The organism is Streptomyces sp. CBMA29 (assembly GCF_014596445.1).
Classification (GTDB): Bacteria; Actinomycetota; Actinomycetes; order Streptomycetales; family Streptomycetaceae; genus Actinacidiphila.
This window is the reverse complement of sequence record NZ_MECL01000217.1, coordinates 1-19641: the sequence shown is the minus strand read 5'-3', so window position 1 is coordinate 19641 and position 19641 is coordinate 1. Positions and strand designations below refer to the sequence as shown.

Sequence of the window (19641 nt, the reverse complement as noted above, 5' to 3'; positions counted from 1 at the left end):
GTGGACGAGTACCTCGTATTCGCCGTCCTCGGCCTCGGCGCGGGCGCCGTGACCGCCGCTCTGGGCATGGGCCTGGTGATGACCTACAAGGGCACCGGCTTCATCAACTTCGCACACGCGGCGGTGGCCCTGTGGGGAGCCTTCGCCTACGACGAACTGCGCAGGTCCGGCGATCTGGTCCTGCCCGTCGTGCTGGTGCCCTGCCGGATCCCGCTCGGCGGCCCCGAGCCGCTCCGGCTGGCGCTGCCCCTCGCGCTGCTGCTGGCCGCCGCGATCGGCGCCGCGACGCACCTGCTGGTCTTCAGACCGCTGCGCCGGGCGCCGCTCGTGGCGAAGATCATGGCCTCGCTGGGGCTGCTGACGCTCTTCCAGATGCTGCTGACCCGGTGCTTCGGCACCGGCTCGCGCGCCGTGGCTCCGGTGTTCACCGCGCACCAGATCCAGCTCGCCGGCCTCAGCCTCCCCGAGGACCGGCTGTGGATGGCGGGCCTGGTGCTGGTCCTCGCGGCCGGTCTGGCACTGGTCTACCGGCGTACGGCGTTCGGCCTCGCGACCAGGGCGCTGCGTGAGGACGAGGTCGCGCTGACCCTCAGCCGCTGGTCACCGAGCCTGCTCGCCACGGCCAACGTGACGGGCGGTGTCGTCCTGACGACGGCGGTGATGATCGCCTCGGCGTCCGTCAGTCCCTTGAACCCGCTGTCCGTCGCCCTGCTCATCGCGCCCGGACTCACCGCGATGCTCTGCGGCCGTCTCGTCCACGTCGTCCCCGCCGCCCTGACCGGACTGGCGCTGGGCATCGCGCAGGGGCTGCTCTCGTTCGTCACGACCAAGACCTGGTGGCCGACATGGCTGTCCACCGCGGGCGCCACCGACGCCGTACCGCTCATCGTCATCATCTGCGTGCTGGCCTTGCGCGGCCGTACGCTGCCGACCCGCGCGGGCATCGTCCTCGACGCGCTGCCGCGCGTGCCACCGCCGATGCGGCTGCGCACGCTCGGCGCGGTGGGCGCGGCCGTCGCCGTCGCGGCCTGCTTCCTGACCCCCACCCTGCGCCTGGGCGTCGTCACGAGCATGGTGTTCGCGGTGCTCGCCTGCTCGCTGGTGGTGCTCGTCGGACTGATCGGGCAGATCTCCCTCGGCCAGCTCGCCGTCGCGGCCGTCGCGGCGTTCGCGCTGGCCAAATACCTCGACTCCTGGCCGTTCCCGACCGGCCTCGTCCTCGCGGGCCTCGTCGCAGCCGGGGTCGCGGTGCTCATCACGCTCCCCGCGCTTCGGGTGCGCGGCGCGCAGCTCGCGGTGATCACCTTCGCGGGCGCCGTCGCCGTACAGTCCCTTGTCCTGAACAACGCGCGGTCCAGCACCGTCGACTCGCCCCGGATCGGCCCGCTCGACCTCGGCCCGCAAGTGGGCGCCCACATCGGGCGACTGCCCTTCGTCCTGGCCGTGCTGGCCGTCCTCCTGCTGGTCTGCGCCGGGGTGGCCAAGCTCATCGGCGGCAGAACGGGCCGGACGTTCCTGGCGGTGCGCGGCAATGAGCGGGCCGCCGCCAGCGTCGGCATCGACGTCGTCCGTACCAAGGTGCTGGCGCTGGGCATCTCGGGGTTCATCGCGGGAATCGGCGGCGGGCTGCTCGCCTACAACAGCCAGGCCGTCTCGGCCGGCGCCTTCGACGTCTTCGTCGGCATCTCCCTGCTGGTCTACGCGTACATCGGCGGCATCACCGGCGTCGGCGGCGCACTCTACGCCGGTGCCATCGCGCCCGGCGGGGTGCTCTACGTCCTGGTCAGCTCGCTGTGGAGCCCCGACTCGAAGGGGGACTTCGGGTCGGTGTACGCGGCCGTCGCGGCCGTCGGGCTGATCACGATGGCCATCCAGTACCCGCACGGAGCCAGCGACGGGATGCGCGTGTCGCTCGCGGCGCTCAGGCGCAGACTCCGGCCGGCCGACCGGCGGACCGAGCCGACGGTCACCCTTCCGACCGGCCCGGTCGACCCGCCCGCCCGTGCCCACCTGAGCGCGCGGGAGATCACCGTCCGCTACGGCGGCGTCGTCGCGGTCGAGGGCGTCTCGCTCGACGTCGGCCCCGGCGAGATCGTCGGTCTCATCGGCCCGAACGGCGCGGGGAAGACCTCCCTGCTCGACGCGCTGACCGGCTTCGCCCGCTGTGAGGGATCGGTCGATCTCGGCGGCCGGGCGCTGACCGGCGCGGGCCCGCACCGCCGCTACCGGGCCGGGCTGAGCAGGACCTGGCAGGCCGGGGAACTCTTCGACGACCTCGGCGTCTTCGACAATGTGCGGGTCGCCGAACGCCGCGCCGCCGCGCACCCACGAGGCGGCGCGGCGGACGCCGACGCCGCGTGGGCGATGCGGCTGCTGGGCATTGAGGACCTCGCCGCCAAACGCCCGTCGCAGATCAGCGTCGGCCAGCGCAAACTCGTCGGCCTCGCACGGGCCCTCGCCGGCCGCCCCAGCGTGCTGCTCAGCGACGAGCCCGCCGCCGGTCTCGACAGCCTCGAAAGCCGCGGGCTCGGCGAACGCCTCAAGTCGGTGGCGGCGCAGGGCATCGGTGTCGTCCTGATCGAACACGACCTCGCCCTGGTCCTCGACGTCTGCGACCGGGTCTACGTGCTCCACGAAGGGACGGTGATCGCCGTCGGCACTCCGGACCGCGTCCGCCGCGACGAGGCCGTCATCCGCGCCTACATCGGCGGTACGGTGCCGCTGCCCGACCCCCTTTCCGACCCCATATCCGAGGCGGGCGTGTGAAGGCGACAGCACCGGCGGCGACGGCGCCAGGATCAGCGGGGCCGTCATCGGCGGCCCTCGAACTCGACGGCCTGACCGCGGGACACGGCCAGGCGCCCGCCGTGCGCGAACTCGACCTGCGTGTCGCCGCGGGCGAGATCGTCGCGCTGCTCGGCCCGAACGGAGCGGGTAAGACGACGACCCTCGACACGGTGTGCGGCGTCCTGCCACCGCTCGCCGGGCAGGTCAATGTCTTCGGCCACCCGGTCCGCGACCTGCGCCAGGCAGCACGGCAGCGCATCGCGTACGTCCCCGAGCACCGAGGTCTCTTCCGCGACCTCACCGTCGAGGAGAATCTGCGGCTGCGCGCCAGGACCCGCCGGAAGGTCCAGGCGGTCTACGACCGCTTCGACGTGCTCGGCGCTCTGCGCGACCGGCAGACCGGCCTGCTCTCCGGCGGCGAACAGCAACTCCTCGCACTGGTCTGCGCGCTCAGCCTCGACGCCCGGCTGCTGCTCATCGACGAGATGACGATGGGACTCGCTCCCATGGTGGTGAGCGGACTCGTCGACATCGTCAAGGAGGTCGCGGCCGAAGGCGTCGCCGTCCTCTTCGTGGAACAGCACCTGCACATCGCGCTGGAACTGTGCGACCGCGCCTACGTCCTCAGCCACGGGCGGTGCGTACGCGAAGGCACCGGAGGCGAACTGCGGCACCGCGTCGACGAACTCGCCTCACTCTACTTCGCCGGAGATCCCTCCCTCGGACGGTAGCGGCGGGCTGAGCCGCGCCATCTTCAGACCGAGGTGCGCGGCCAGCCGGTCGTCGCCGCTGTCCAGCCGAAGACCCGTCAGTTCCTCGAGCCGGTGCAGCCGCTGGTACAGCGTGGAGCGGTGCACGTGCAGCGCGGCGGCGGCGCGCTGGGCGTCACCCGCGTGATCGAGATACACCCGAAGCGTCTCGACGAACACCTGATTCGCCGGGTCCGAGGTCAGCAGGCGGCGCAGGCCGGGATGGATGCCCTCGGCCAGCTCCTCCGGCGTCAGCTTCGCCAGCAGCGCGTAGACACCGAGCTGCGGATAGGCGGCCACCTGGCCGAGCACCCCGGAGACCCGGGCGACATCGGCGGCCCTGCGCGCCTCACGGTAGGAGGCGTGGGCCTCCGCCAGCCGCCGGCGCACACCGCCCACGCCCACCCAGCAGGGAGTGTTCCGACCCGCACCCAGCTCAGCCGCCAGCTTCTCGCGGAGCACGTCGGCCAGATCGCCGATGTCGCGTTCGATGCCGTCCGAGCGGGCACCCGGCCACACGGTGAGCAGCAGCGCGTGGTCGGGCCGGGTCAAGGCCAGCGCGCGGGCCGGCGGCAGCCGCCGCCGGGTGTGGTCGACGGCCAGGTCCAGGGCCAGCCGCTGCCGTTCGGCCAGCGGCTCCCCGCGCTCGTGCGTCACCGTCGCCACCAGGGCGATCACCGGGCCCGCCACCAGGTGCCCCTCCTCGACGAGCGCGGCGGTGGCCTGCGTACGCAGCGCCTCGTCGGGAGCGACCAGATCGCGGACCAGCTCACGGGCGTGGCTGAGCGACACCTCGGCGGCCAGGCTGTCGCGGTGCAGGATCAGCGCGGCCTGCCCCGCCGCCTCACGCAGCGCCTCGACGGCCCGCTCCGAGGCCGGGCCGTCGGAGCCGATCAGCCAGACGTACCCCAGCAGCGCCCCGTCGTGCCGGATCGGCATCCCGATCCGCTCCACCGTGAGGCCGATCTCCGGGCACGGCGCGACGGTGAAGACGCCGCTGGCCCGTGCCGCGCCCTGCGCGACGATGTAGCTCGCGAGCATGGGCGACACCTCGCGGTGCATGATCGACTCGATGCGGGCGTCGTCGACCACCCCGGTGTGCCCGTTGTACGCGAGCAGCCGGATCCGCGAGTCGTCGATGGCCATCGACCGGCCGAGCCTGGCACCGAACGCGTCGACCAGCCGCTGCAGCTCAGAGACCATCTCCGCACCGTAGGGCAGACCGGGACACCGGGCAACGGGTCCGACGTCTGTTCTCCCGGCGACGGGGGAGACGCGACGGACGTCCTGGGCCCGGACCGCCCCCCGGCTCCTAGAGTCCGAAGTGATCCCACCGGCGAAGGAGCCCGTGATGACTGCGACATCCGACCTGGCGGACGCCTATCAGGCGCTGCTGATCCGGGACGACCCCGTCTACGCGGTGATGGCGGGCACGCCACCGCAATCGCTGGCACCGCTGGACGAGACGACGGTGCGGGAGCGTGCCACGACCGCCCGGAATCTGCTAGACCGCCTCGACGCGACCGGGGCCGACGTGACTGAGGCCGACACCACCGGGGTCGACGGCAGCGAGGCCGATCTCGCGTCCGTGCTGCGCGCCATGCTGACCGCGGACATCGAACAGTCCGACCTCATGTGGCAGGACCACCTGACGGCGCCCTACCACGCCAACTTCCTGTTCGCGATGGTCGCCAGGATGGCCATCGCCCCGCGCACCGGCGTCGAACGCACCCGCCTCACCGCCGAATTCGCCGAACGCGTGCGGTCCGCCGCGAAGGTGCTGCGCGAACAGCGCAAGCGCGGCTTCGCCCTGCCGGAGCCCGCCGTGGACGGCGCGCGGCGGACCTGGACGGCGCTGACCGCGGAGATGTCCGCGCTGCTCGACAGCCCCGCCGTGGACGCCGCGATGGACGCGGTCGGTACCGAGATCGAGACCGCCGCCGGGACCGGGGGCGACGCGGTCGGCATGGCGCACGTCCCCGGCGGCGAGGCCGCCTACCGCCTCCTGGTGCGCCAGCACACCACCTTGGACCTCGGCCCCGAGGAACTGCACCGGCTGGGCCTCGCGCAGTGCGCCGAACTCGCCGAGCGGATGGCCGAGATCCGCGCGAGGCTCGGCGGCCCCGCGGACGAGGACCGGGCCCGCACCTGGCTGTCGGCGCAGGAGCACCTCTACGCGTCGACCCCCGACGCCGTGGCGGCCGCCTACCGACGCCACATGGCGCGGGCCGAACCCGGCATCGACGCCCTGTTCCGCACCCGGCCCCGCGCCGGATACGACGTACAGCGCCTCGACCCGGCCGACGAGGACGGCATGACCTACGGCTACTACGCGCAGCCCACCCTCACCCAGCCGGTCGGCCTCTACCGTTTCAACGGCTCCGACCTCGCGGACCGGTCCCTGCTCACCTCCGCGGCGCTGATCCTGCACGAATTGGTGCCCGGCCACCACTTCCACCTCGCCGTACAGGCCGAGAACACCGCCCTGCACCCGCTCCAACGACACGCACCACTGGGCGCCTTCACCGAGGGCTGGGGCGAGTACGGCTCCCACCTCGGCTGGGAACTCGGCGCGTACGACGACGACTGGGACGCGTACGGGCGCCTCGCCCACGAGCGGTTCACCGCCCAACGGCTCGTCGTGGACACCGCGCTCAACCTCGGCCACTGGGACCTGGCACGGGCCCGCGCGTTCATGCGCGCCAACACCCTCGACAGCGACCGGCAGATCGCGTCCGAGACCCTGCGCTACGCCACCGACCTGCCCGCCCAGGCGCTGGCCTACCGCAGCGGCTTCCTGGCGTTCCAGCAGGCCAGGGAGTCCGCCGCGGGCATCGACCCGCGCGTCGTGCACGACGCCATGCTCACCGCGGGCGCCGTTCCGCTGCCGCGCATGCGTGAACGGGTGGCGCTGGCCGTGCGCCGGGAGACGGCCGCGAGCGGGGTTCGCCGTGACTGAGACCGTGGACGCCGTGGTCATCGGCGGCGGCGTGATCGGCTGCTCGACAGCGTACGAACTCGCCAGGACGGGCCTGCGCGTCGCCGTCGTCGACAGACTCGGCGGGGCGGGCCAGGGCTCCACCGGGGCGTCGAGTGCCGTCGTGCGGTTCAACTTCTCCACCCTCGACGGCGTCGTCGCCGCCTGGGAGTCCAAGCACTGCTGGGAGAGCTGGGCCGACCACCTGGAGACGACCTCGTCCGACGGGCTGGCCGCCTACGTCCGCACCGGGGTGGTCTTCCTCGACGCTCCACAGGCACCGCGCGACCGCGTCACCGCGCTGTTCGACCAGGTGGGCGTCCCGTACGAGGAATGGGACGCCGCCCAACTGGCCCGGCACCTCCCGGCCGTCGACAACGGCCGTTACTGGCCGCCCAAACCCGTGGACGACGAAGCGTTCTTCGCCGACGCCACCGCGCGCCTGGGCGGGCTCCACACCCCTGACGGCGGCTACATCAGCGACCCGCAGCTCGCCGCGCTCAACCTTGCCTCGGCCGCCGCGAAGCGCGGCGCGCACTTCTCCTTCAACACCGAGGTGACCGAGGTGATCCGGACCGGCGAACGGGTCGGCGGCGTACGCCTGTCCGACGGTACGACGCTGTCCGCGCCCGTCGTCGTCAACGCCGCGGGACCGTGGTCGGGCGCCCTCAACCGGCTGGCCGGGGTCGGGGCCGATTTCACCGTCCAGGTACGGCCGATGCGGCAGGAGGTCCACCAGGTCGCCGCACCGGCCGGCTACCACCCGGCGGGCGGTCCGGGACCGGTCATCGCCGACCTGGACCTCGGCACGTACATGCGCCCCGAGGGCCGGGACTTCCTGCTCGTCGGCGGGACCGAGCCCGAGTGCGACCCGCTCGAATGGATCGATGAGCCGGGCGCGGCCGACCCGCGCGCCACCGTGCCCCGCTTCAACGCCCAGGTGACCCGCGCCGCCCGCCGCCTGCCGGGACTGCGCGTCCCGAGCCGCCCCAGCGGCATCGCGGGCGTCTACGACGTGGCCGACGACTGGACCCCCATCTACGACCGCACCGAACTCGACGGCTTCTACGTCGCGATCGGCACCAGCGGCAACCAGTTCAAGAACGCCCCGCTCGTCGGCCGCCTCATGGCGACGCTGGTGCACGCGGTGGAGGCGGGCCACGACCACGACCGCGAACCGGTCCACCACATCTGCGAACACACCGGCCACCGCGTCGATCTCGGCGCCTTCTCCCGCGCCCGCCCGCCCACCGCCTCGACCGGCACGGTCCTGGGCTGACAGTCCGGCAGCAGAGCCCGTACGTCACCGGGAGAGCCGCACCGCCGTACCGACGCCCACCCGGCCATCAACCCACCACCGCCAGTCGGCCGAACGCCGCAGTGACCCACTCCTACGGCGGGAGCGCCGCGAAAAGAGGACGCCTTGGACCTCCACCTCGACACCCCGGAATCCCAAGCGTGGCAGACCGAGCGGAACACCGACGCCGCGAAGTACCTCGCCGCCCTGCCGTCCCGCGACCTCCTCGCCGACCGCATCGCGCGGCGGCTCAAGGACATGCGCCACTCGCCCGTCATCCGGCGAGGAGACCGGCTGTTCCAGCTCGCCGTGCTGGAGCCGGACGCCGACCACGCGGCACTCGTCGTCCGGGACACCCCCGGCGCGGAGCCGCGCGTGCTGGTCGACCCCAACGCGCTGACCGCCGAGCGCGGCACCCCGGTGGCGCTGTACTCCTTCGCGCCGTCCCCCGACGGCCGGACGCTCGCCTACTGCGTCATGGCCGCGGGCACCGAGAAGTTCGAACTCGGTCTGATCGACGTGGAGAGCGGTGAGCCGCTGCCCGACGACATCCCGTGGAATCTCGCCTCTCCGGTGTCCTGGCTGCCGGACTCCTCCGGATTCTGGTGCGCCGCGAGAGAGTTGGCCGACGGCGCACTGCGGGCGGTGATCCACCTGCACCGGCTCGGCACGGTCCCCGGCCCGCCGATCGAGGCGCCCGAGGGCCTGATGGACCCCAGGCCGCTGGTCTCGCCCGACGGGCGCTATGTCGCCCTCGCCTCGGGCAACACCGAACAGCGGCTCGACTGGATCCTGCGCGACGGCGCCTTCCGCCCCCTGCTGAGCGGCGTACCCGGCTCGGCCGCGGGGGTCTTCGCCGGCGACGACCTCATCGCGATCGTGGACGACGGCGCCCCGCGCGGGCGCCTGGTCCGGATCCCGGTCGCCACCGCCGTCGACTCCGGCACCTGGACCGAACTCGTACCCCAGACCGAGGACGTGCTGAGGAACGTCGAGGTCGTCGACGACACCCTCGTCCTCGGCAGCCTGCGCGACGCCGCCTGCCGGATCAGACTGCTCGACCTCGACGGCACCCACCGCGCCGAGGTCGAACTGCCGGGCGCGGGCAACTGCAGCGCCGCCGCCGTCGCGGTGGGAGCCGCGTCGCACCCGGCGATCGCGATGTTCACGGCGGGCGAGGGCGAGATCTCCTTCGTCCACTCCAGCCCCGACACCTCGCCCGCCGTCTACCGCTACGTCATCGCCGAGCGACGGCTGCTGGTCGTCACCCCGCCCGCCGTCCGGCTCGACGGCATCGTCGTGACCACGATCCGGGCGACCGCGTCGGACGGCACGGTCGTCCCCGCACACGTCGTGCACCGCGAAGGTCTCGACATATCGATACCGCGTCCGACCCTGATCAGCGGCTACGGCGGTTTCAACATCGCCTGGCTGCCGTCCTACCTCGCGGAGTACGCGGCCTGGGTCGAGGCCGGTGGCGTCTTCGTGCTGGCGCACCTGCGCGGCGGCAGCGAATTCGGCACCCAGTGGTGGCGGGAGGGCACGCGCGAACGCAAACAGCACACCTTCGACGACCTGTACACGATCGCCGAGGAACTGATCAAGAGCGGCCGTACGACGGCGGACCGGCTCGCGCTCAAGGGCGAGAGCAACGGCGGACTGCTCGCGGGCGCGGCGATCGTGCAGCGCCCCGACCTCTGGGCGGCGGTCGTCGCCGATGTCCCGATCCTCGACCTGCTCGGCCTGGACCGCGACCCGCTGACGTACGCCATCGGGCGGGTCGAGTACGGAGACCCGCGCGTTCCGGCCGAGGCGCGGTGGCTCAGAGCGGTCAGCCCCGTCGCCAACGTCCGTCCGGCGGCGTACCCCCCGGTCCTCGTCACCGCGGGGGCGAACGACCCGCGATGCCCGGCCTGGCACTCACGCGTCTTCGTCGACCTGCTGGAGCGCGCCCAGACGGGTGACGCGCCGATCCTGCTCCGTGTGTACGGCGACCAGGGCCACCACGCGCCGGGTGTGTCGGCTGCATCGGGAAAACACGCCGACTGGATCGCCTTCGCCGCGGCCGCCACCGGCCTCGCCCTGTGACGGCCCCGCTCACGAGGAGGGAGTCCCCATGACCGAGACCTCGCACCTGCCCGCGCGGGACGCCGGGCACGAACCGGAGCCCATGCTCAGTCGCTACGAGCGGGCCGCCCGGCTGGCGCCCGAGTCGCTGTTCGCCCTCATGCGCAACCGCCACATCGACCCGGTCTGGACCGGCGACGGCGACACCTTCTGGTACCGGCGGCAGACGGCCTGTCATCCGTCTTCGGGAGCGGATGACAGGCCCGGGAACAAGCAGGGAGAGGAGCCGGGGAAGAAACCGGGGGAGGAGTACGTCCTGGTCGACCCGGCGACCGGTGAGCGACGTGTCGCGGCGACTCTCCGGGACCTCGGCGTCCACGTACCCGCCGCGGCCGACGTCCGCCCCGGAGTGCTGTACGCGCCCGACGGCGGACGCGGGCTCTTCCTCCGCGCGAACGACCTGTGGCTGCTCCAGACGGCGACCGGCGACGAGCGGCGACTGACGAAGGACGGCACGGACGGCTTCGCCTGGGGCGCGCTGGCGGACGACAGCAACATGGTGCTCCCCTTCCGGCGGCTCGACGTCGTGCTGCCCCCGGTGGGAACCGCCTTCTCGCCGTCCGGCCGCCTGGCTCTGACCACGCGCACCGACCAGCGCCGCATGCCGCGCCGGCACCTGGTCGAGCACGTGCCCGGCGACCGCGCGCGGCCCGTCTGCCACGAGTACCACGCGCATCTCGACGACGAGGGAACGCCGCCTCCGCCCGAGTGCCGAATCCTCGACCTCGACACCGGCGAGTCCGTGGACGTCGACGCCTCTGACGACCTGCTGACTTCCCTGATCATGAACGGCCCGCACCAGATCGTCTGGAGCGCCGACGAGGCACACGCGTATCTCCTCGACCACGCGATGGGCGCGGCGGGCGCGTCGCTGGTCGAGATCGACACCCGTACCGGCGAGCGCCGGGACGCGCTCCGGATCGACGAAGCCCCCTTGTACGAGGCGAATCAATTCCTGTACGGCCTCCCCCTCGTACGCGTGCTGCCCGCCACCCAGGAGGCGGTCGTGTTCTCCCAGCGGGACGGCTGGGGCCACCTCTACCTGTACGACCTGCGCACCGGGGAGTGCGCCCACCGCGTCACCTCCGGCGAGATCGTGGTGCGCGACATCCTCCGACTGGACGAGGAGCGACGCGAGATCATCTTCCTGGCCGGAACGTCGGCGGGCGGCCACAACCCGCTGTGGCGCAAGGTGTACCGCGCTTCGCTGGACGGCGAGCGGCAGGAGCTGCTGACCCCCGAGCCCGCCGACCACGAACTGCCCGCACCGCAACCGGAGTTCTTCCACCTGGTGTTCGGGCAGGGCAAGCCGCCGGTGGACGCGGTCAGCCCCGGCGGCCGGTATTTCGTCGACCACCAGTCGACCGTCTCCGATCCCCCCGTCATCCTGCTGCGCGACGCCGCGCACGCGGGCCGGGTCGTCCTGGAGCTGGAACGTACCGATGTGAGCGCCCTGTCGGCCGCGGGCTACACCGCGCCGCGCGAATTCTGCGTCACGGCCGACGACGGGGTCACCGACCTGTGGGGAGTCGTCGCGCTGCCCGCGGACCCGGTCGACCCGGCCGCGATCCCCGTCGTCGACCACATGTACGCGGGCTTCCAGACGTCCTGGACCCCGATGTGCTACCTCGCGGGGGCCAGGACCACCGGCGCCCACTGCGTGTTCCCCGCCTACAACGCGCTCGGTCTCGCGACGGTGATCGTGGACGGCCGGGGCACACCCGGCCGCGACCGTACGTTCCGGCAGTGGACGCACCGCGCGAACCACCGGCCCCGCGGGCTCGCCGACCACGTCACCGCGATCCGCGCGCTGACCACCGAATACCCCATGCTCGACATCGACCGGGTCGGCGTCATGGGCCATTCCTACGGCGGCTACAACGCCGCCCGCTCGATGCTGATGTTCCCCGACTTCTTCAAGGCCGGGGTCAGCAGCGCGGGCGTGCACGACCCGCGCAAGATGTCCTACGGCAGCTGGCGGTGGTTCCTCGGCGAGCGGTACGAGCGCGACGCCGACACGTACACCCACCTGGGCAATCTCCACCTGGCCGACCGCCTCGAAGGCCAACTGCTGCTCGCCTGCGGCGAACTCGACGAGAACGCCACCGTCGATCACACCTATGCACTCGCCGACGCGCTGCTGAAGGCCGGGAAGCGCTTCGACCTGAAGATCTGGCCGGGGCTCAACCACTACCAGACACCGCCGTACGTCCGGTCGGCCTTCTGGGACCACTTCGTGACCCATCTGCTCGACCGGCGGCTCCCGCGGAATGTCTCCCCGGTCGCCGGGGCGTGGTGAACATCCGTCGGCCGGGGCCGGGGGGAGGTCGGCCCCGGCCGGCGGGAACGTGCCGCGCTGTGGGGGTTCGCGGCACCGGGCGGGAAGGAAGTACGAGGCGGCGAAGGTCAGTTGGAGAAGTCCTGCGTCATCCAGACCGTGCCGGAACTGTCGCGGTAGACGTCGATGCCGACGTGCGTGTAGCCGCTGCTGAGGATGTTGCGCCGGTGGCCGTCGTCGGGGGCCTTCTCGTCCAGCATCATCTGGGTCAGACCGACGGCGCTCGCGGCGATGGCGGAGGCGGAGGAGCCCACGCCGCCGCCCTCGCCGATGTTCTCGCCCGCCGACGTCCAGTGCACCCCGGCGGCCGTCTCGCGGTCGCCGAAGGCCGGTTCTCCCGGGCACTGGTGGGACAGGCCGCAGCCGGACGCCATCACCTGATTGTGCGCGGCGGCGCTCTTGTTGAGCCCTTCGAGCAGCGTGTACGGGGCGAGGCCCTCCGCGGCGCGGTTGCGGTTGATCAGGTCGAGCACCTGCTGCACGGCGTCACCGGCGCTCGGCGGGTTCGTCGTGGCGGGCGGCGCGGGAGTCGTCGCCGAGGGGCTGGGCGCGGCCGTCGTGGGCGAGGTGGTCACCGGGGCGCCGGTCGGCTTGGCCGTCGGCTTGGGGCTCGGCCGCCCGGGGCGCGGGCGGTGCGTGGTGGAGATGGTCGCGGCGGGCGCCGTGGGCCGGAAACCGGCCGGCTTGCCGCCGGGCTTGTGCCCGGCCGACGCGCTCGTGTCGCGGGAGCCGGAGCCGGAGTCGCTGTGCCCGGCGGAGGGCGCTCCCTGATGCGGGGCGCCGAGGCAGGCGAAGGCGGTGCCGCCACCGAGTACGGCCAGGGCCGCGGCTCCGGTCACCGCCATGCGTATCCGCGGCTTGCGCCTCGCCCTGTGCTGGCCATGGGCGGAGTTACGGGAGTGGGCACGGCGGGACGAACTCATCGCTGGCACCTCGTGGTGGGGAGACGTGTCGTGGGGGGACCCGCTCACAGGAACGGTCCGGCGGGCACGACACTAGGCGGCCGGAGCCGCCCGATCGGCGGCCCGAGCCCAACTTCACGTTCCCCTAAGGAAAGCCGCAGATTCCGCTGAGGCCCGCCCCCGGACGGACGGACGGGCGGACGGGCGGGCGAAGGGCCGCATCTCACCAGGACGCCGCGCCTCACCAGGACACCTCGCTGGTGACCTCCTTGGCCTGCGGACGCAGCGTCGCCGTCAGCTCCGAGCGGTGGCGCGCCCCGGTGAAGGTGATGGTGAGGGTGTCCGGCGCGCTCTGCCGGGTGCTCGTGGTGAAGCCGATCGCGGGTACCGCCGAGACCAGGCACACCGCGTCCGCGCCGAACCGTATCGACGCCTGACCGCCGGTCGACTCGAAGCTGTGCGTCCCGGCGCCCCCTTCGCAGTCCGGCGGCCGGGAGGCGGTCGGCGGCGGCGCGGCCGGCGCGGAGGACGGGCTGGTCGCGGTCGCGGTCCCGGTCGCCGTGGGGCGACGGGTCGACGGGGAGGGCGACACCGTGGGCTTGCGGGTCCGGGTCGGCGACTGCCGGGGCGTGGCCGTCGGCGAGCCGATCACCACGGAACTGGGCGAGTTGGTGGCGATCCCGGCCGCCACATCCCGCGCGGACGGCGGCAGCGGCGCCGTCGAACCCACCACGAAGCGCACGGTCAACGACACCGCCGTGACGGTGAGGACCGTGCACGACAGCCAGATCAGGAAATGGCGCAAGGACCGGGGCACCGGGCCATCATGGCCGATCCGTTACGGTGTGCCGCATGGCGAGCGTCCTTGTCGTAGAAGACGATCCCGGCATACGTGCCGAACTGATCGGGATACTCACCCGCGACGGGCACGAAGTCCGCAGCGCCGCCGACGGATTCAGCGGACTGCGCGAGGCGACCAGAACGCCGTTGGACGCGGTGATACTCGACCTCGGCCTGCCCGACCTCGACGGCGGCGACGCGCTGCGCATGATCCGCGGCATCTCCCGCGTGCCGGTCCTGATCGTCACCGCCAGGGACGACGAGGCCGAGATCATCCGGCTCCTCAACGCGGGCGCCGACGACTACCTGGTCAAACCCTTCTCCGGCGGACAGCTCACCGCCCGCCTCGGCGCCGTCCTGCGCCGCTCCGGGGGTCCCGACGGCCGGACCGGCGCGCCCAATCCGCGCGAGCCCATTGCCCTCGGACCGCTGCGTATCGATCCCGGACCCCGCACCGTCCACCTGCACGGACGCGAAGTCCCCCTGACCCGCCGTGAGTTCGACCTGCTGGCCTTTCTCGCCGCCAACGCCGACACCGTCGTGTCCAAACGGCACATCCTCACCGAGGTCTGGCGCGACCCCTACGTCGAGGACCAGACCATCGACGTCCACCTGTCCTCCCTGCGCCGCAAGCTCGGCGAGAGCGCGGCGGCACCGAGCCTGCTGCGCACCGTGCGCGGCGTCGGCATCAAACTGGTGACCCCGCGGTGAGAGGGACCCTGGCCAGGGTCGCCCTGGCCGTCACCTCGATGGTGGCCCTGTCCTTCCTCATCCCGCTGGGCCTGCTGGTCCGCTCCGAGGCCCGCAACCAGGCGATCACCGCCGCCGAGCAGCGCGCCGCCGCCCTGGCGCCGGTCCTCACACTCACCGACGACCCGGCCGCCGTACGGCAGGCCGTCTCGGGCCTCGACCCGTCGGGGAACCTGGCGGTCCACCAGCCGAACGGCCGCTCCATCGGCGCGGGCCACGCACCCCGCTCCCTGCTGGTGCGCGCACAGCACGACGGCGAGTCCCTGGCGCAGGACCTGCCGGGCGGCGGCTGGGTCTACCTCCAGCCGGTCGTACTGCCGCAAGGGCGGGTCGCCGTCGTCGAGGAATTCGTCCCCGAGGCCGAGCTGAACCGCGGGGTGAACGCGTCGCTGACCGTGATGGCGCTGCTCGCCGTCGGCCTGGTCGTCGGCTCCGTCCTGGTCGCCGACCGCCTCGCCTCCCGTGTCGTACGGTCCTCCCGCAACCTCTCCTCCGCCGCCAACGCGCTCGGCCGCGGCGACCTGGAGTCCCGCGTCGACCCCATGGGACCGCCGGAACTGCGCGAAGCCGGGCAGGCGTTCAACGCCATGGCCGACCGCATGTTGGAACTCCTCGCCGTCGAGCGGGAGTTGGTCGCCGACCTGTCCCACCGGCTCAGGACACCCCTGACCGCCCTCCAGTTGGCCACCGAACGTATGGGTACGGGACCGGACGCCGCCCCGGTGGCCGCCGCGGTCGCCCAGCTCGAGACACAACTGCACGCCGTCATCACCGCGGCCCGTACACCGCTGGCCGTCGGACACATGGGCGCGCCCCAACTCGACCGGCGTGACCAGGTGTTGTGCGCCGCCACGGTGATCGTCCGCCGCCGCGCCGGATTCTGGACGACGCTCGCGGAACAGCAGGGCCGCCCCTGCCTGGTGGAAGTGACCGGCGAGGACGCCCTGATCGACCTGCCGGAGGACGACCTCGCCGCCGTCATCGACGCGCTCGTCGGCAACGTCTTCCGGCACACCGCGCCCGGCACCGCCTTCGCACTGCGCCTGGTGCGCGCCGCCCAGTCCGTCACCCTCACCGTCGAGGACGCGGGCCCCGGCATCCCGGACCCCGACGACGCCCTCGTACGCGGCGCCAGCACCGCGTCCACCGGCCTCGGTCTCGACATCGCCCGCCGCGCCGCCGCCGCGACCCGCGGCGCGCTGGACATCGACCGCGGCCCGATGGGCGGCACCCGCGTCGCGGTCCGCTTCGGCCTCGCCTCACCGCCGCCCAAGCGCGGACCGCTGCACCGCAGGCGGGCCCGCCTGCGCAAGTCGCCCGTCTGACGCGGCGGCCACGAAGGAGGCAGGACGTGCTCGCCCTCGCGGACCTTGACCCCGGCGATCTCGTGGTCGGCGGCGGCCACCCTCATCAGCCGCCACGCGGTCGGATACAGGCGCAGCGCCTCCCTGACCAGCTGGTGGACCTGGTCCTGCCGCACCGCCGGGGTGTTGTAGCCGTGCCGGACACCGAGCAGCACCACCCACTCGAGCGTCACGCCGGTGAAGCCGACCGTGGACAGCACGAGGCGTTGCAGCACCTGCGCGCGATCGGCCACGGACAGCTCGCCGGGCAGCCCAGCACCAGGTCGACCAGATCCCGCGCCCCGCCCTCCCGCGCGTACGGCCGCCCGTCCCGCCCCCGCGCGCAGAAGACGTCAGGCGTCGTGCCCGTACCCGGATGGTGACGCTACTCCCACGGGCGAACCGGGCGAACCGCCGAAACCGGCCAAAGGCGGCGTGGGGCGCACCCGGTGGACCGGGCACGCCCCACGCCGTCGGACCAAGGGTCAGCCGAAGATCCACTTCTGGTTGGCGGCCCCGCCGCACGTCCCGGTCTGCAACCGCGTCCCGTCCGCCGACGAATTGTCCTTCGCGTCAAGGCACTTGTCCGCGCCCGTGTTCGTCAGGTCGTGTGCGTCGGTGTACTTCCACTGCTGCGCCTTGGTGCCGTTGCACGTGTAGAGCTGCACGGCCGCGCCGTCCGCCGTCGAACCGCCGTCCACGTCGAGGCACTTGCCCAGCGCCCGTACCGTCCCGTCGGCGCCGAGCGTCCACTGCTGGGCCACATTGCCGGTGCAGTCGTGGAGCTGGACCGGCGTGCGGTCGGCCGACGAACCGCCCGCCACGTCCACGCACATGCCGCCGATGCCCTTGATCGAACCGACCCGGTCCGAGCCGCCAGACCCGCCGGTGCCGCCGCCCGCCGTCGTACCGGAACCGCTGTCCGACTCCGACACCCGTACGTAGTCGACCGTCATCGTCTGCGGGAAGGACGTCGAACCGTCGGGCGAGCCAGGCCAGTCACCGCCGACCGCCAGGTTGAGGATCAGGAAGAACGGGTGGTCGAACACCCACTTGTTGCCGCCCGCGTCTGACGGCGTACGCGTCTGGTAGACCGTGCCGTCCACCGTCCAGGTGATCGCGCTCGGGCTCCAGTCCACACCGAAGGTGTGGAAGTCGTCCGCGAAGGTCGCGCCGCCGGGCAGCGTGTACGGGGACCCGATACCGGCCGCGCCCGAGTAGCCGGGCCCGTGGATCGTGCCGTGGACGGTGCCAGGCTCACGCCCGATGTTCTCCATGATGTCCAGCTCACCGCTGTTGGGCCAGCCGACGCTGCCGATGTCGCTGCCCAGCATCCAGAACGCCGGCCATATGCCCTGGCCGCGCGGGATCTTGATGCGGGCCTCGAAGTGACCGTACGCCTGCGTGAAGGTCGAGGCCGTGTTCAGCCGCGCCGAGGTGTACTTGCACGGCCCGTACCAACAGGACAGTCCGGTATCGGAGTTGGGCCGTGCGGTGATCACCAGGTGCCCGTCGCCGTCGAGAGCGGCGTTGGAGGTGCTGTCGGTGTAGTACTGCAACTCGTTGTTGCCGTTGCCGGAACCGCCCGTCTCATGCGTCCACTTGGCGGGGTCGGGCGCGCTGCCCGCGGGGCCGTCGAACTCGTCGGACCAGGTCTGCCGGCCCTCGGCGGCGTCCGCCCTCGACGTGCCGGGGCCGGTCGTCGCCACCAGGACGGCGGCCACCAGAGCGGCGGCGACCAGGACGACCAGTCCGCCGAGCGACCATCTGCGTGCGCGGTGTGCAGCCATGAGTTACGTACCTTGTCTGTGGGGGAGATCAGGGTTCGGGTCGGCGGCGGCCGGGCGTACGGCGTCGGGGGAGGCGGGGGCCGTGGCCGGGGGAGCGCTCTCAGGGGAGCGACGACCGCCGCCGACGGCCCCGATGCTACGCACGGTCACCCTGCCCGCCAACCCGCCCGGACAGCCGCCCACACGCCCGTGACGTGCCCGAACTGCGAGGACGCCGATCGACCCGAGGCGCTGATAAGCCGCCCTTAACCGGCCCTTAAGACACGGCGGTCGCGATCGTCCGTCACCGGCCGGACATCCCGCGCCGCCGGACCGGCACCGACCCTCGGCGGGCCCAGGAGGACTCGGCTAGGGTACGGACGAGTCCGGGCCCTGAGACGTTACGGGCAGACCGGCCGCGGGCCGAACGTGGGGGAGACAAGGTGGGCGCAGCCGTTGCGAGCGGCACGGACGGGCCGAACGCGCCGTCCGCCGCCGAGTCCGAGGTGACCTCCGTCGTCGTGCACGCCTCCGGAGCGGTCGTCACCCGCCGCGCGCGCGTCACGGTGCCGGCCGGAGCCGCCGAGACCACCGTCCGCGTCGAGGGCCTGCCGCCCACGCTCTACGAACAGTCGCTGCGCGGCCGGGTGGTGAACGGCCCGCACGGGCTGCGCGTGACCGACGTACGCCTGGACGTCGGCGCCACCGTGCACCGAGGCGAGCAACTGCCCTCGCTGCGGCTGGACCTGGAGGACGCCGAGGACCAGCAGTCCCGGCTCCAGGACCGCAAGTACCGTCTGGAGAGCGAGATCGAGGAGGTGGCGACGCTGCGCGCCGAGCCGCCACAGCCGCGCAGGGGCGACCCGCCCCGCTGGGCGCCGGTGGAGTCCTTCCTCGCCCTGGCCGGATTCGTCGACACCCGACTCGGCGCCCTGCACGAGCGGTTGCGTGCCACCGAGGACCAACTGGCGCGCGCCGACCACGACGTGGACGTCCTGCGGGCGCGCATGCACCAGTCGTCCACCGCCCTGAGCGCCGAGCGCACCGACCCGGCCGTCGGCGCGGTCGTGACGCTGGGCTCCGGCACGAGCGACGCGACCGGCACGACCGACGCACCGGACGCGGCCGAAACCCGCGAGGACTCCTCCCCGACCGGCGAGGCCGGGACACCCGCCGACGCCCCGACCGAGATCGACGTCGAGATCGACGTCGACGTCGAGTACCACGTCCCCGGCGCCACCTGGGTCCCCACTTACCAACTCCGCCTGGACGGCACCAGCGGCGCGGGCACGCTCGTCCTGCGCGCCTGCGTCGCCCAGCGCACCGGCGAGGACTGGTCGGGCGTACGCCTCGGGCTGTCCACCGCGGACCTGCTGCGCCGCTCCGACCTGCCCGAACTGCGCTCGCTGCGGATCGGCCGCGCCCAGCAGGAACCGCAGGCCCCGGGATGGCGCGAACCGCCTCCAGGGCTCGCCGAGTTGTTCACCGGCTACGACGGAGCCGCCGCGTCGCACGGTCCGGTCCGGCAGTCGGGCCCGAGCGCCCCAAGGTCCATGAACGTGTGGCTCGGCGGCGTCGAGGACGACCGGGAAGAGACCGACTTCTCGCCCGACCGGTCGGCGGGCGGCGCGTACGGGCCCGCTGAGCCCGGCGGCGCGGCCGAGGCCGTCGGCTACGGCGGTTCGTTCGGCGCCCGTATGCCCGCACCGGGAGCGGCACCGCCCCCGGCCCCGCTCGCCGCGTCGGCGCCCCTGCCCCAGGC

The 19641-nt window shown here is 73.0% G+C and carries 14 protein-coding genes; 10 read left to right on the top strand and 4 right to left on the bottom strand.

Annotated features, from left to right (window positions below):
• Positions 1–2766 (top strand): ABC transporter permease subunit, encoded by a 2766-nt coding sequence (locus BGM09_RS39000; protein WP_188284711.1) that lies wholly within the window; start codon positions 1–3, stop codon positions 2764–2766.
• Positions 2763–3518, top strand: a complete 756-nt coding sequence (locus tag BGM09_RS29165; protein ID WP_188284710.1) for an ABC transporter ATP-binding protein — start codon at positions 2763–2765, stop codon at positions 3516–3518. Before BGM09_RS39000 ends, BGM09_RS29165 begins: the two co-directional genes overlap by 4 nt.
• Here BGM09_RS29165 and BGM09_RS29160 read toward each other — a convergent pair.
• A complete protein-coding gene (locus BGM09_RS29160) occupies positions 3480–4739 on the bottom strand; it encodes a helix-turn-helix domain-containing protein (protein WP_188284709.1) in 1260 nt (419 codons plus the stop codon). The two genes, BGM09_RS29165 and BGM09_RS29160, sit on opposite strands and share 39 nt — an antisense overlap.
• Positions 4740–4887: 148 nt before the next feature.
• Between BGM09_RS29160 and BGM09_RS29155 the strand changes: the two genes are divergently transcribed.
• The 4 genes from BGM09_RS29155 (at position 4888) to BGM09_RS29140 (ending at position 12236) form a co-directional block, all read left to right on the top strand.
• Positions 4888–6495, top strand: coding sequence for a DUF885 domain-containing protein (locus BGM09_RS29155; protein WP_188284708.1), 1608 nt, complete (start codon positions 4888–4890; stop codon positions 6493–6495).
• A complete protein-coding gene (locus BGM09_RS29150) occupies positions 6488–7792 on the top strand; it encodes an NAD(P)/FAD-dependent oxidoreductase (RefSeq protein ID WP_188284707.1) in 1305 nt (434 codons plus the stop codon). The genes BGM09_RS29155 and BGM09_RS29150 overlap by 8 nt, the downstream gene beginning before the upstream one ends.
• Before the next feature lie 144 nt (positions 7793–7936).
• On the top strand, positions 7937–9898 hold the full coding sequence (locus BGM09_RS29145) for a prolyl oligopeptidase family serine peptidase (protein ID WP_188284706.1): 1962 nt from the start codon (positions 7937–7939) through the stop codon (positions 9896–9898).
• Between the two features lie 28 nt (positions 9899–9926).
• On the top strand, positions 9927–12236 hold the full coding sequence (locus tag BGM09_RS29140) for a S9 family peptidase (RefSeq protein WP_188284705.1): 2310 nt from the start codon (positions 9927–9929) through the stop codon (positions 12234–12236).
• 107 nt (positions 12237–12343) lie between these two features.
• Here BGM09_RS29140 and BGM09_RS29135 read toward each other — a convergent pair whose 3' ends face one another.
• Complete coding sequence (locus tag BGM09_RS29135) at positions 12344–13198, bottom strand: CAP domain-containing protein (RefSeq protein WP_188284704.1); 855 nt, start codon at positions 13196–13198, stop codon at positions 12344–12346.
• Positions 13199–13418: 220 nt separating this feature from the next.
• Positions 13419–13994 carry a hypothetical protein gene (locus BGM09_RS38075; RefSeq protein ID WP_223187761.1) on the bottom strand — a complete coding sequence of 192 codons (576 nt, stop codon included), beginning with the start codon at positions 13992–13994 and terminating at the stop codon, positions 13419–13421.
• Positions 13995–14029: 35 nt separating this feature from the next.
• Between BGM09_RS38075 and BGM09_RS29125 the strand changes: the two genes are divergently transcribed.
• Genes BGM09_RS29125 through BGM09_RS29115 form a run of 3 tightly spaced genes read left to right on the top strand, consistent with a single transcriptional unit; the run spans position 14030 to position 16493 of the window.
• Positions 14030–14728: a response regulator transcription factor gene (locus BGM09_RS29125; RefSeq protein WP_188284703.1), complete on the top strand. Its 699-nt coding sequence runs from the start codon at positions 14030–14032 to the stop codon at positions 14726–14728.
• Entirely contained in the window at positions 14725–16092 is a 1368-nt protein-coding gene (locus BGM09_RS29120) for a HAMP domain-containing protein (RefSeq protein ID WP_188284702.1), read from the top strand. Before BGM09_RS29125 ends, BGM09_RS29120 begins: the two co-directional genes overlap by 4 nt.
• 26 nt (positions 16093–16118) lie before the next feature.
• The gene (locus BGM09_RS29115) at positions 16119–16493 is read left to right on the top strand and encodes a hypothetical protein (protein WP_188284701.1); all 375 of its coding nucleotides are present in this window, start codon (positions 16119–16121) and stop codon (positions 16491–16493) included.
• Positions 16494–16595: 102 nt separating this feature from the next.
• Here the strand turns inward: BGM09_RS29115 and BGM09_RS29110 are convergent, their stop codons facing one another.
• Positions 16596–17900 carry a glycoside hydrolase family 16 protein gene (locus BGM09_RS29110; protein WP_188284700.1) on the bottom strand — a complete coding sequence of 435 codons (1305 nt, stop codon included), beginning with the start codon at positions 17898–17900 and terminating at the stop codon, positions 16596–16598.
• Between the two features lie 422 nt (positions 17901–18322).
• Here BGM09_RS29110 and BGM09_RS38995 point away from each other — a divergent pair.
• A partial coding sequence (locus BGM09_RS38995) for a DUF4139 domain-containing protein (protein ID WP_188284699.1) occupies positions 18323–19641 on the top strand: 1319 nt, incomplete at its 3' end.

Coding starts and splice junctions, on each gene's coding strand:
- BGM09_RS29160 (WP_188284709.1), bottom strand. CDS start 4,739: ATGGTCTCTGAGCTGCAGCGGCTGGTCGACGCGTTCGGTGCCAGGCTC.
- BGM09_RS29155 (WP_188284708.1), top strand. CDS start 4,888: ATGACTGCGACATCCGACCTGGCGGACGCCTATCAGGCGCTGCTGATC.
- BGM09_RS29140 (WP_188284705.1), top strand. CDS start 9,927: ATGACCGAGACCTCGCACCTGCCCGCGCGGGACGCCGGGCACGAACCG.
- BGM09_RS29135 (WP_188284704.1), bottom strand. CDS start 13,198: ATGAGTTCGTCCCGCCGTGCCCACTCCCGTAACTCCGCCCATGGCCAG.
- BGM09_RS29125 (WP_188284703.1), top strand. CDS start 14,030: ATGGCGAGCGTCCTTGTCGTAGAAGACGATCCCGGCATACGTGCCGAA.
- BGM09_RS29110 (WP_188284700.1), bottom strand. CDS start 17,900: ATGGCTGCACACCGCGCACGCAGATGGTCGCTCGGCGGACTGGTCGTC.